Source organism: Streptomyces sp. SA15, from assembly GCF_002291145.1.
Classification (GTDB): Bacteria; Actinomycetota; Actinomycetes; order Streptomycetales; family Streptomycetaceae; genus Streptomyces.
The window spans coordinates 50,864-63,817 of the sequence record NZ_NTGE01000096.1 but is presented as its reverse complement, the minus strand read 5'-3'; the positions used below and the strand labels follow the sequence as shown (position 1 = coordinate 63,817).

Genomic DNA, 12,954 nt, shown 5'->3' with positions numbered 1-12,954 from the left:
CGGGACGGGCTGCTCAGCCCTCGACGTCCCGCGGCTTCACATCCACCTCGCGCAACGCCTCGTCGCGCGCGGCGATCCGGGCCTCCGTGCGGTGACCGCGCTCGATGTAGTCGCGGACGGCGAGCTCGACCGCGTCCTGGGGGCTGCCCACGCCCGCGAGGACCATGATCTCCACGACGAGTTCGGCATCGAGCGACACAGTGACCTTGGCTGCCATGCGCGGACCCTAACACCGGGGATCCCGGCGGACCGGCGCTTCCGTTCGGCTGCCGGATATCCGTTCGCCGCTCCGGACCGCCCGTCCTACCCTCGGTGACATGACCAAGCCCCTCGTCGCCATCCTGAGCGGCGCCGGTATCTCGACCGACTCCGGCATCCCGGACTACCGCGGTCCGAACGGGCTGTGGCGGCGGGATCCGGGGGCCGAGAAGCTGGCGACGTACGAGTACTACATGGGCGATCCGGAGATCCGGCGGCGGTCCTGGCAGATGCGCCGCAAGAACCGCACCCTCCAGGCCGAGCCCAACGCCGCGCACCGGGCCGTCGCCGAGCTGGAGCGGTCCGGGGTGCCGGTGCGGGTGATCACGCAGAACGTGGACGGGCTGCACCAGCTCGCCGGGATGCCCGCCCGCAAGGTGCTCGAACTGCACGGCACCGCACGCGGTGTCGTCTGCACCAAGTGCCATGCGCGCGGCCCCATGGAGGACGCGCTCGCCCGGGTCGAGGCCGGTGAGGAGGATCCGCCGTGCCTGGAGTGCGGCGGGATCCTGAAGTCGGCCACGGTGATGTTCGGCGAGCGGCTCGACCCGGTGGTACTCGGCGAAGCCGTCGCCGTCACCAAGGCCTGCCAGGTGTTCGTCGCGGTCGGGACCAGTCTGCAGGTGCAGCCGGCGGCGGGGCTCGCGGGTGTCGCCGCCGACCACGGGGCACGGCTGATCATCGTCAACGCCGAGCCGACACCGTACGACAACCTGGCCGACGAGGTGATCCGGGAGCCGATCGGCACGGCGCTGCCGAAACTGCTGCGCGGGATCGGCGGTGGCGTTTGAGTCGGTTGATTCCGCGTTCGACGGCGTGCCGGGCTCGGTAGTCGTCCGGGCCTCGTCAGACCCTGGCTCCCTGGTGTCGAGGCGTGACCGATGAGCATCAGAGTGGGTTGAGGCGGGCCTTGAGCAGGCAGAACTCATTGCCTTCGGGGTCGGTCAGGACATGCCACTGCTCCTCCCCTGTCTGGCCGATGTCGGCCGGGCGAGCACCGAGCTTGAGAAGGCGTTCGAGCTCGGCGTCCTGATCGCGGTCGGTGGCGTTGACGTCGATGTGCAGCCGGGACTTCCCCGGCTCCGGCTCGTCCCTGCGACTGAGGATGATCGTCGGCTGCGGACCGCCGAACCCTTCGCGCGGCCCGATCTCCAGCGTGCCGTCGTCCTCGCGATCGAGCACGACGAAGTCCAGGACCTCGCACCAGAACCGCGCCAGCACCTCGGGGTCGCGGCAACCGAGCACGAGCTCACTGATACGACATGCCATGAACGAAACCTACTCTCAGCCTGGGAACTGCAGGGGAGGCCACACGCGAACCTCATGGCTCCCAGCAGCGAAAACGATCCCGAGATCGTACCGGACGAGGCGAACACGGGCGAAGTGATTTCAGGGCTGCCCCTGTCCGGGCAGCCGGGCAAGGCCGTTGGCCATGCAGTCGGGAAGCTGACTTTGAGACACGACCTAGAAGAGTGCAGTTCCCCTCTCGAAGTCCAGCAACCGCTGCTTGCGGTCAAGGCCGCCTCCGTAGCCCGTGAGGCTGCCGTCGGCGCCGACGACGCGGTGGCAGGGGACGATGATGCCGATCGGGTTCTTGCCGTTGGCGAGGCCGACGGCGCGGGAGGCGCCGGGGTTGCCGAGGGCGTCGGCCAGTTCGCCGTACGTGCGGGTCTCGCCGTAGGGGATCTTGCGGAGCTGGTCCCAGACGCCGCGCTGGAACGGGGTTCCGTGCAGGCGGAGTTGGACGGAGAAATCCTTCAACTCGCCCGCGAAATAGGCCTCCAGCTCTTCCTCCGCCTCCACGAAGGGGGCCTCGGCATGGGCGCCGAAGGTCTCCTCGGCGGGGCGGTGGCGCTGGTCGGTCATGTAGAGGCCGCACAGGACGCCGCCGTCGGCGACGAGAGTCAAAGGGCCGTAGGGGCTGTCGATCACGGTGTGCTGCTTCGTCGGGCTCATCATGAACGTCCTTATATGGGAAGGAAGTTGATCGGGTGGCTGTCCGTCGCCCACAGGTACTGGACCGCGTACGCCCGCCAGGGGCGCCAGGCCGCCGCGCGGGCCGTGAGCGCCGCCGGGGTCGACGGCAGGCCCAGCTCCTGGGCGGCGCGGCGGATTCCGAGGTCGGTCGGGAGGAAGGCGTCGGGGTCGCCGAGGGCGCGCATCGCGATGACGTCGGCCGTCCAGGGGCCGAAGCCGGGGAGCGTGAGGAGCCGGGCGCGGGTTTCCAACCAGTCGCTCTCCACGCCCAAGTTGAGGGCGCCGTCCGTGAGTTCGCGTACCAGTGTGGTGAAGGTGGTGCGGCGCGTGCGGGGCATCGCGAGTGACTCGGGGTCGAGTGCGGCGAGCGCCTCGGGGGCCGGGAAAAGGTGGGTGAGGCCGCCCTCGGGGTCGTCCACCGGTTCGCCGTGCGCGATGACCAGGCGGCCGGCGTGGGTGCGGGCGGCGGCCGTGGAGACCTGCTGGCCGAGTACCGCCCGTACGGCGAACTCCGCCTCGTCGACCGTACGCGGGACGCGTCGGCCGGGCGCCTTGTCGACCAGGGGCGCCAGAACGGGATCCGTACGCAGTTGGTCGTCGACAGCGACCGGGTCGGCGTCCAGGTCGAGCATGCGGCGGCAGCGGCTGATGGCGACCGTCAGGTCGCGGAGATCGCTGAGGGTGAGGCGGCAGGCGATGTGGTCGGGGCGCGGGGCGAGGGTCACGACGCCGTGGCCGTACGGCAGTCGGAGCGTGCGCCGGTAGGCGCCGTCCCGCCACTCCTCCACGCCGGGGACCGCGGTGGCCGCGAGGTGGCCGAAGAGGTTGTCGGGATTGAGGGGGGCGCGGAAGGGGAGGCGGAGGGTGAGGGCGCCGGGGGTGGCCTGGGAGTTCGTCTTCGGCACCCGGGCGCGCAGGTCGCTGGGTGACAGGGCGAAGACCTCGCGCACGGTGTCGTTGAAGGTGCGGATCGAGGAGAAGCCGGCGGCGAAGGCGATCTCCGCCATCGTGAGCGGGGTCGTCTCGATGAGGAGCCTTGCCGTCTGGGCGCGCTGGGCGCGGGCCAGGGCGAGCGGGCCCGCGCCCAGCTCCGCGAGCAGTTGGCGTTCGATCTGCCGGGTGCTGTAGCCGAGCCGGGCGGCGAGACCGGGCACGCCCTCGCGGTCCACGACGCCGTCGGCGATCAGCCGCATGGCGCGGGCCACGAGGTCGGCGCGCTGGTTCCACTCCGGGGATCCGGGGCTGGTGTCGGGCCGGCACCGCTTGCAGGCCCGGAAGCCGGCCTGCTGGCAGGCCGCCGCACTCGGGTAGAACGTCATGTTCTCGGGCTTGGGCGGCACCACCGGGCAGCTGGGCCGGCAGTAGATGCGGGTGGTCAGGACAGCCGTGAAGAACCAGCCGTCGAAGCGGGCGTCCTTGGACTGAACGGCGCGTACACAGCGCTCGGTGTCGGTGTGCATCCCCATCTGCATGCGTCCAGCATCGGGCACGGGCCGCGCCGGGGCTGGCGAGAATCCGACATCAACCTCGTGTGTCCTGGACCCTGCCGGATCGCCACCCGACTCCCGCAGCAACCGCAGCATCAGTGACGCCGCCGATCAGTGAAGCCCCCTAGAGGGAACCCCGGCCCGGCAGGGCGCGGAGCACGCCCTGCCGGGAGCCGTACGCGGTGCGCTACCCGGCGAAGTCCGTCGCCGTGGGCCGCCGCGAGGCCGCCATCGCCTCGTCGACGTCCGTGAGGGGCCGCAGCCGGTAGCTGTACGAGTAATCGCGGTTCGCGAACAGCTTGAACTCGTCGTGCGTGTGCGCACCCCAGCTGTTGTCACCGCCGACGCCCATCTGCCGGTGGTTCACGCGCAGGACGACCTCCTCGCGCGGGGTGAGCTGGTAGTCGTGACGCACGCCGGACGACAGGTCCTCCGGCGTGAAGTGCGAGGCGTTGACCTCGAGGAGCGGCTCGCCGGAGACGAGCAGTCCGGTTCCGTCGCGGCCGGTCAGGGCGATCCAGCGGACGTCGGTCTTGTTGCCGTTCTCCTGTGGGCGGATGTAGGAGGTCCACTGCCCGGAGACGGTCCCGGAGTAAATACCCACGTCCGTGCCGTAGTTGCGGTCCCAGTGGTTCTCCTCGGGGCCGCGGCCGTAGTAGCGCAGCTGCTCCAGGCGGCCCGGAAGGAACAGCAGGCTGCCGACCTCCGGGATGTACGGCAGGTTCGCCGCGCCGGGGTGCAGGGTGTGGTCGACCTTGATCTCTCCGTTGCCGAAGACCGTGTACGTGGTGGTGTACGTCGACTCCGTGGTCGTCGGCAGTGTGCCGCTGACCTTGATCTCGACGGCCTTGTCGCGCAGGGCGCGCACGCTCACGTCCGTCACCTTGCGGCGCGCGCCGGCGTCGCGCCAGGTCTGGTTGCGGGTGTGCTGGCCGTTGCCGTGGTCGTTGTCGGTGGGCGCACGCCAGAAGTTCGGCGCGGGTCCGGAGGTGATCAGCCGGGTGCCGCGGGCCTCGTACGACGTGATGACGCCGCTGGTCTTGTCGACGGTGACGGAGAAGCCCTTGCCCTTCACCGTGATCGACCCGTCGCTCTCCTGGTGGCTGAGCGTCGGCACGCTGTCCAGCGGCACCGGGGTCACGGCCGGGCTGCCGGCGTCGAGGGCGAGTTGCTGTACGGCCACCTCGAAGCCGGCCTTCGCCCAGGGGGTGGCTTCCTTGGTGGTGAAGGACAGTTCCAGGAAGTACTCCGTGCCGGGTGCCGGGTCGGCCGGGAGTCGCAGCGGCACCGTGACGTCCTTGCTCGACAGTGGCGGCACGTCCAGCTGAGCGCGGGTCAGCTTCCCTCGCTGGACGACCCTGCCGTCCGCGACGAGCCGCCAACTCCCGTCGAACTCACGGAGGTTGGTGAAGAGGTTCTCGTTGATGAGGGTGACCGCACCGGCTCCGCCGCCCGAGGCGGCTGCCGCGTTGATCGCCTGGTAGACCCGCTTGATCTCGGCCGCCTTGCCGGTGTGTCCCCGGTCGGCGGTGACGACGCCGTCGGCGACGAAGTTCCCGTCGTTGGGGTTGTCGCCCCAGTCGCCACCGTACGCGAAGAACGTCTTCTCCTTCGACCGCTTCTCGGTGACGCCGACGGTGGCCGCGTCGAACCAGAACCGCACGCCCTCGTCGCCGGATCCGCGGCTGTCGGAGGCAAGTTCGGCGGCGCTGAGGGCACGGGCGTAGACGCGGGCCCGGCGGATGGTGCCGCTGAACTCCCGTGTGATGTTGTCGACGTCGGTGGCGAGCGCGAGGGGCGCGGTGTTGCTGCTGGGACGCCGGGTGGTGGTCCGGGTGGCCCTGGCCTGGCCGTCGACGTAGAGGGTCAGCGTGCCCGCGTCCGCGTCGAAGACGCCGGCGATGTGGTGCTCGGTGCCGGTCCAGTCGTCCGGCAGCGCCCAGGTGGCGGTGATCCACTGGCCGCCGCCGTGGATGAAGAACTCCAGGTTCCGGCCCGATTGCTTCAGCGCGTACTGCGTGTCGCCCTTGGCGATGATCGGCTGGTGGTAGCCGGTCACGTGCGGGGTGACCCAGGCCTCCAGGGTCAGCGAGCCGGTCAGGTCGAGGCTCGCGTCACGGGCGAAGACGGTGCCACCGTAGACGCCCTTGGCCCGGTCGAAGGTGCCGCTGGGGGCGAGGATCTCGCCGCGCAGCCTGCCGGGGCCGGTCTCGGTCAGAAGTTTGCGGGTCGGGGTCGGCCAGCTGAGCGACTGGTCGACGAAGTCCCAGATCCAGCCGCCCTGGAGGACGTCGTGGCGGCGGATGATGTCCCAGTACTTCTTGAAGTTGCCGTTCGAGTTCCCCATCGCGTGCGAGTACTCGATCATCACGTACGGCCGAGTGTCCGCGGTGTCCTTCGCCCGCTGTTCGACGCGCTGGGGCGTCTCGTACATCTCCGAGCGGATGTCGCTGATCGTGGGGCGGTCGTCGCCCTCGTACTGGATGACCCGCGTCGGGTCGTACGACCGGATCCAGTCGTGCATGGCGACGAACGTGCTGCCGCCACCGGCCTCGTTGCCGAGCGACCAGATGACCACCGAGGCGTGGTTCTTGTCGCGGTGGACCATGTTCTGCGCGCGGGCCACGCACGCCTCGGTCCAGTCGGCGTGGTTGCCCGGGTACTCGCTCCGGATGCCGTGGGTTTCGAGGTTGGTCTCGTCGACGAGGTACAGGCCGTATTCGTCGGCGAGTTCGTTCCACAGCGGATTGTTGGGGTAGTGCGAGGTGCGGACCGTGTTCATGTTCAGCCGCTTGATGATCTGGATGTCCTCGATCATGTCCGCGCGGGTGAGGGCGGTGCCGCGGGCGGGGTGCATCTCGTGGCGGTTGGTGCCGCGGAAGGAGACGGGCTTGCCGTTGATGCGCATCAGCCCGTCCTTGAGCGCGAACTCGCGCAGGCCGACCCGGTGCGAGAGGGTCTCGATCACCCTGCCCGCCGGGTCGCGCAGCCGCAGGACGGCGGTGTAGAGGTTGGGGTGTTCGGCCGACCACAGCTTCGGGGCGGGTACGGCCTTCGCGGCCTGTACGGTCGCCTCGGCACCGGAGCCGAGGTCGACCCTCTGCTGGAGCGGCCGGGACCAGACTTGGTGCCCGTCGGCGTCATACAGCATCGCGTCGACGGTATACCGTCCTCCGGATCCGCCCTCGTAGTCCCGCACGCTCGCGGTGACCGACAGCTCGGCGGCCGTGTAGTCGTCGCTCAGCGGGGTGTCCAGCTTGAAGTCGCGCAGGTGCACGGCCGGGGTGGAATACAGGTAGACCGAGCGGAAGATGCCGCTCAGCCGGATCATGTCCTGGTCCTCCAGCCAGTCGCCGTCGGAGTAGCGGTACACCTCCACCGCGATCCGGTTGGTGCCGGGCTTGAGGTACTTGGTGATGTCGTACTCGGCGGGGGTGAAGGAGTCCTCGTGGTAACCGACCAACTCCCCGTTGATCCACACGTAGTGGGCCGACTTGACGCCCTCGAAGTGCAGGAACGTCCGCCGTCCCGACCAGTCCCTCGGCACGGTGAACGTACGGCGGTACTGGCCGACGGGGTTGTAGCGGGTCGGCGCGGCGGGCGGCTGCGGCTCCTCCCCCAGGCCGTTGGGGCCCCACCAGGGGTAGGTGATGTTGACGTAGATCGGGAAGTCGTAGCCGTGCATCTGCCAGACGGACGGCACGGGGATGGTGTCCCAGGAGCTGTCGTCGAGGTCGGGGTGGTAGAAGTCGGTGTCGCGGTCGTCGGGGCGGTCGACGTAGGCGAACTTCCACTTCCCGTCGAGGCTCAGCCGGTACGGGGAGCGCGTACGGTCGCCGGCCAGGGCCTGTCTGACGTCCTGGTACGGCATGAGGGTGGTGTGCGGGGGCTCGGTGCCCAGCCGGAAGACGGCGATGTTGCCGTTCCACTCGGGCGAGCCGTCCGCCGCCGCCTCGCGCCGCCCGGCCGCGTGCGCGGCGACGGGCGACGCGGACAGGGCGAGCGCGCCGAGGACGGCGGCCGAGCCCTCCAGGAGACGGCGACGGCTGACGACGGGACGGTCGTGGGGGAACGCGTGCGGGTGCGGCATGCCGGGGCCCTTCCTCGGTACGACAGTGCGCTGAGCGGCTGAGCGTGCGTCAGGTCTTGTCGATTGCTGTTGGGGTTCCGCAAGTTGATGTCGGGTCAGAACACACCTGCTGGTGACAAAAACAACTGCCGAGTAGTCAGGGGAACCCTAGGACCCGAACACAATCGAAGCAATGATCCTGTCGGACTTTGTGCGGTCCTGTTGGCGAGACGCTCGGTGCCGTCAGCGGACCTGCGCGGCGAACGCCTCGTACGCCCGCTCGTCGAAGAGGACGAACCGGATCTCCTCGACCGCCGTCCCGGTCGCCTTCACCGTCTCCACGGCGATCCGGGCGGCGTCCTCGATCGGCCAGCCGTAGATGCCGGCCGAGACGGCCGGGAACGCGACCGTGCGGGCGCCGAGTTCGTCGGCGACCCGCAGCGACTCGCGGTAGCAGGACGCCAGCAGCGCCGACCGGTCCTCGTCCTGGCTGAAGCGCGGCCCCACCGTGTGGATCACCCAGCGCGCGTCCAGTTCGCCCGCCGTCGTCGCGACCGCCTGGCCGGTGGGGAGGCCCTTCCCGTACTGGGAGGCGCGGAGTTTGCGGCAGTCCTTGAGGATCGCGGGGCCGCCGCGGCGGTGGATGGCGCCGTCGACGCCGCCACCGCCGAGCAGGGAGGAGTTGGCCGCGTTGACGATCGCGTCGACGGTCTGCCGGGTGATGTCCCCCTGCGCGAGGGTGATCGTGGTCATGTCTGCCGCAGCCTCCTCCAGACGGCCTTCGCCGCGTTGTGTCCCGACATTCCGTGCACGCCGGGTCCCGGCGGGGTGGCCGAGGAGCAGATGAAGACGGCCGGGTGCGGGGTGTCGTACGGGGACAGGGACAGTCTGGGGCGCAGCAGGGTCTGGAGCCCGGTGAACGCGCCGGTGCCGATGTCGCCGCCGACGTAGTTGGCGTTGCGGGCGGCGAGTTCTGGCGGGCCGGCGGTCGCGCGGGCGAGGACGCGGTCGCTGAAGCCCGGGGCGAAGCGCTCCAGTTGGCGTTCCATGGCTTCGGTGAGGTCGCCGGTCCAGCCGCTGGGGACGTGGCCGTACGCCCAGAAGACCTGCTTGCCCGCCGGGGCCCGGGTGGGGTCGACGACACTGGGCTGCACGGTGATCATGAACGGCCTGTCGGGCGCCCGGCCCTCTCGGGACGCCGCGCGCAGGGCGGTGCCGATCTCGGCGCTGTCGGCGCCGATCTGCACGGTGGTGGTCCTGCGCGCCTCCTGAGCGGTCCACGGCACGGGGCCGTCCAGCGCGTAGTCGATCTTGAAGACTCCGGGGCCGTACCGGTAGCCCTCGTAGGAGCGGCCGAAGCCGGCGATGCGGGCCAGGGCGGTGGGCGAGGTGTCGAAGACGTACGCGCGGGCGGGCGGCAGGTCGTCGAGGCGCTTGACCTCGTAGTCGGTGTGGACGGTGCCGCCGAGGTCCTTCAGGTAGGCGGTGAGCGCGTCGGAGATGGACTGGGAGCCGCCGCGGGCCACGGGCCAGCCGCGGGCGTGCGCGGCGAGGGCGAAGACGAGGCCGATGGCGCCGGTGGCGAGGCCGCCGAGCGGGGCCATGACGTGCGCGACGAGGCCGGCGAACAGGGCCTTCGCCCGCTCGTCGCGGAAGCGGCGCATCAGCCAGGTCGACGGGGGCAGGCCGACCAGGCCGAAGCGGGCGAGGGTGACCGGGTCCCGGGGCAAGGCGGTGAGCGGCAGGGACATGAAGTCGCGGATCAGGGTGTCCCACTGGTGCAGGAAGGGCTCGACCAGTCTGCGGTACGTCCCCGCGTCGCGCGGTCCCAAGGAGGCGGCCGTCTCGCCGACCGACCGGGACAGCACGGCGGCGGTGCCGTCGGTGAAGGGGTGCGCCATGGGCAGCTCGGCGTGCAGCCACTCGAGGCCGTAACGCTCCAGGGGCAGGGCGCGGAACGCCGGGGAGTTGATGCCCAGGGGGTGGGCCGCGGAGCACGGGTCGTGGTGGAAGCCCGGGAGGGTGAGTTCCTCGGTGCGGGCTCCCCCGCCGACGGTGTCGCGGGCCTCGAAGACGGCCACGGAGAAGCCTCGGCGGGCCAGCTCCACGGCAGCGGTCAGCCCGTTCGGCCCCGCACCCACCACGACCGCATCGAGCATCGACGGCACCTTCGGACCCCTTCGTCAGCCGATGGCCAGTGAGGTCAGGATATGACGGAGGACTGACAGCCTCAGCCCACGGGGCAGTACCCCGGGTTACGACGCTCTGAGCAGCCCCCATCGCACTCGGTCACGCCCCTCCCAGCAGCCCCACCACCCGGCGGGCCGTGGCCGCGTCCCGGGCGGCGGTGAACGGCAGGACGTTGTGCCCCGTGATCCGGAACGGCTCGCCCGCGCGGGTCAGGTGGGTGCCGCCCGCCTCCTCGACCAGGAGCAGGCCCGCGGCGTGATCCCAGGCGGCTTCCCACGAGAACGCGGTGGCGTCCGACTCGCCCCGGGCGACGGCGAGATACTCCAGTCCTGCCGAACCGCAGGCGCGCGGTGCCACGCCCTCGGTCCACAGGCCGAGCAGGGCCCGCTTCTCTTCCTCGGTCGTGTAGTCCGGGTGGGACGTGGCCACGCGCAGGTCACGGCCGGGCTCCGGGACTCCGGCGAACAGCCGCTCGCCGTCGAGGAAGGCGCCCCCGCCGCGCACGGCCGTGGCCATCCGGTCGGGCACGGGCATGTACGTCCACGAGGCGAGCAGGGTTCCGCCCTGCGCGAGCGCGACCAGCGTGCAGAAGCCCGGGTCGCCATGCACGAACTGCCGTGTCCCGTCCACGGGATCGACGATCCAGACCGGGGCGCCGTCCTGTATCGCCTCATAGGTCGTCGGGTTGGCGTGCACCGCCTCCTCGCCGACCACGACGGAGCCGGGCAGGAGGGCGCCGAGCGCCTCGGTGAGGTACTGCTCCGCCCTGCGGTCGGCGTCCGTCACCAGGTCGTGCGGGCCGCTCTTCTCGTCGACCTCGTGCGCGGCGAGCCGGCGGAAGCGCGGCATGATCTCGGCCGCGGCCGCCTTGCGCACCGCTTCCTCCACGTCGGCCGCGTGCCGGGCGAGAAACTCGTCGATGGTTTCCGTGTCTTCGATCATGGCTCCATGAGAGCACGCGCCACTGACAATCCCTACCGGGCTGGGGTACAAGGGGTGGAATCGCCATGAATACCGGGGCCTGGGATCCGGGGTCGGTGGCTGGGGCCGGCTGTCGGCTGTCGGCGTCGACGGTCGGGTGTCGACGGTCAGCTGTCGGCTGTCGGCTGTCGGCTAGGTCAGCGGCCCACCGCGTACCCCTGCATGCCCCGTGGATTCGCGGCCGCCGACAGGATTCCCGTCTCCGGGTCCCGTGCGACCGCGCACAGCCGCCCCTCCGACCAGGGGTCACCGACGGTGACGTCGTGACCGCGTCGCCGCAGCTCCTCGACGACGCCCGCGTCCGTGCGGGCCTCCACGGTGACGCTGCCCGGTCGCATGCCGCGCGGGTAGAAGGAGCCCGGGAAGCTGTCGTTGTGCCAGTTCGGGGCGTCGATCGCGCCCTGGAGGTCGAGCCCGCCGCGCACCGGGGAGCGCAGGGCGACGGCGAGGAAGAAGTGCAGCTGCCACTGGTCCTGCTGGTCCCCGCCGGGCGTGCCGAACGCCATCACCGGCACGCCGTCACGCAGCGCGATGGAGGGCGTGAGGGTGGTGCGGGGGCGCCGGCCCGGGGTGAGGGTGTTCGGCAGGCCCTCCTCCAGCCAGGTCATCTGCAGGCGGGTACCGAGCGGGAAGCCCAGTTCGGGCACGACGGGGTTGGACTGCAGCCAGCCGCCGCTGGGGGTGGCGGCGACCATGTTGCCCCAGCGGTCGACGACGTCGAGGTGGCAGGTGTCGCCCCGGGTACGGCCGTCGGCGGCGACGCCGGGCTCGCCCGGCACGGGGGACGTCGGGTACTTGGCGACGGTGGGCTCACCGGCACCCGGCAGGGGCGACGGGGCGTGCTGGGCAACGGTGGGCAGCCGCGGCGTGCGCCCGCCGGGGTTCCCGGGCCGCAGCTCGTACGAGGCCTTGTCGTCGACGAGCCCCCGCCGGGCCGCGTTGTACTCCTCCGACAGCAGCTCGCCGAGCGGCACCTCGGCCGCGTCCCCGTACCAGGCCTCCCGGTCGGCCATGGCCAGCTTGCAGCCCTCGATCAGCAGGTGGACGTACTCGGCGGACCCGTAGCGGGGCAGTTCGGGCGGGAGCAGCGCGAGCTGCTGGAGGAGCACCGGGCCCTGGCTCCAGGGCCCGGCCTTGCACACGGTCCAGCCGTTCCAGTCGTACGTCGCCGGCGCCTCGTACGTCGCGGACCAGCCGGCGAGGTCGGCGGCCGTCAGCGTGCCGGTGTGCCGTTCGCCGCTGGTGTCCATGGTGGGCCGCCGCGCCTGCCGTACGAGTGCCTCGGCGATGAACCCGGTGCGCCACACCTCCCGCGCGGCCTCGATCTGCGCCTCCCGGTCCCCCGCGCCCGCGACCTCGGCGAGCAGCCGCGTCCAGGTGGCGGCGAGAGCGGGGTTGCGCAACAGCGCGCCGGGCCGGGGAGCCTTCCCGCCCGGCAGGTACACCTGAGCCGACGAGGTCCACTCCGTCTCGAACAGCTCCCGTACGGTCTCGACGGTCGCGCCGACGTTCTCCACGGGCGCGTGCCCGTGTTCGGCGTAGCCGATGGCGTACCCCAGGACCTCGGCGAGGGACTTGGTGCCGTGGTCCCGCAGCAGCAGCATCCAGGCGTCGAACGCGCCGGGCACGGCGGCGGCGAGGGGCCCCGTACCGGGTACGAGATCCAAACCGAGTCCCCTGTAGTGCGCGACCGTCGCCCCGCCCGGTGCGACACCCTGCCCGCACAGCACCCGCACCTCACCGCCCGCCGGGGCGAGCAGGATCGGCACCTCACCGGCGGGCCCGTTGAGATGCGGCTCGACGACATGCAGCACGAACGCCCCCGCCACGGCCGCGTCGTACGCGTTCCCACCCCCCTCCAGCACAGCCATCGCCGACTGCGAGGCCAGCCAGTGCGTGGAGGACACCATGCCGAAGGTGCCCTGGAGGGTGGGGCGGGTGGTGAACATTCGGCCTCTCACCTCGCTGTTTCCGCGCCTCGGCCAGTCCACT

10 protein-coding genes are annotated in these 12,954 nt (G+C 71.2%); 1 reads left to right on the top strand and 9 read right to left on the bottom strand.

Translation table 11 applies throughout. The features are described from left to right. Positions 1–13: 13 nt before the first annotated feature. Positions 14–217: a type II toxin-antitoxin system VapB family antitoxin gene (locus tag CLM62_RS19440; protein ID WP_095751161.1), complete on the bottom strand. Its 204-nt coding sequence runs from the start codon at positions 215–217 to the stop codon at positions 14–16. A gap of 100 nt (positions 218–317) precedes the next feature. Between CLM62_RS19440 and CLM62_RS19435 the strand changes: the two genes are divergently transcribed. Next, a complete protein-coding gene (locus CLM62_RS19435; RefSeq protein WP_095751160.1) occupies positions 318–1,049 on the top strand; it encodes a Sir2 family NAD-dependent protein deacetylase in 732 nt (243 codons plus the stop codon). Positions 1,050–1,146: 97 nt separating this feature from the next. Here CLM62_RS19435 and CLM62_RS19430 read toward each other — a convergent pair whose 3' ends face one another. The 8 genes from CLM62_RS19430 to CLM62_RS19395 all read right to left on the bottom strand — a co-directional run bounded on the left by CLM62_RS19430 (position 1,147) and on the right by CLM62_RS19395 (position 12,911). Beyond that, positions 1,147–1,527, bottom strand: a complete 381-nt coding sequence (locus tag CLM62_RS19430) for a VOC family protein (protein ID WP_095751159.1) — start codon at positions 1,525–1,527, stop codon at positions 1,147–1,149. 195 nt (positions 1,528–1,722) lie between these two features. Then, positions 1,723–2,214, bottom strand: a complete 492-nt coding sequence (locus CLM62_RS19425) for a methylated-DNA--[protein]-cysteine S-methyltransferase (RefSeq protein WP_095751198.1) — start codon at positions 2,212–2,214, stop codon at positions 1,723–1,725. Between the two features lie 11 nt (positions 2,215–2,225). Then, positions 2,226–3,695, bottom strand: a complete 1,470-nt coding sequence (locus tag CLM62_RS19420) for an AlkA N-terminal domain-containing protein (protein WP_095751197.1) — start codon at positions 3,693–3,695, stop codon at positions 2,226–2,228. Between the two features lie 214 nt (positions 3,696–3,909). After that, positions 3,910–7,812, bottom strand: coding sequence for a glycoside hydrolase family 2 TIM barrel-domain containing protein (locus CLM62_RS19415; protein WP_095751158.1), 3,903 nt, complete (start codon positions 7,810–7,812; stop codon positions 3,910–3,912). Between the two features lie 222 nt (positions 7,813–8,034). Further along, a complete protein-coding gene (locus CLM62_RS19410; protein WP_095751157.1) occupies positions 8,035–8,544 on the bottom strand; it encodes an O-acetyl-ADP-ribose deacetylase in 510 nt (169 codons plus the stop codon). After that, positions 8,541–9,950, bottom strand: a complete 1,410-nt coding sequence (locus CLM62_RS19405) for an NAD(P)/FAD-dependent oxidoreductase (protein WP_095751156.1) — start codon at positions 9,948–9,950, stop codon at positions 8,541–8,543. Before CLM62_RS19405 ends, CLM62_RS19410 begins: the two co-directional genes overlap by 4 nt. A gap of 130 nt (positions 9,951–10,080) precedes the next feature. Continuing rightward, entirely contained in the window at positions 10,081–10,923 is an 843-nt protein-coding gene (locus tag CLM62_RS19400) for an inositol monophosphatase family protein (RefSeq protein WP_095751155.1), read from the bottom strand. 176 nt (positions 10,924–11,099) lie between these two features. Beyond that, positions 11,100–12,911: a gamma-glutamyltransferase family protein gene (locus CLM62_RS19395; RefSeq protein ID WP_095751154.1), complete on the bottom strand. Its 1,812-nt coding sequence runs from the start codon at positions 12,909–12,911 to the stop codon at positions 11,100–11,102. Positions 12,912–12,954 lie beyond the last annotated feature (43 nt).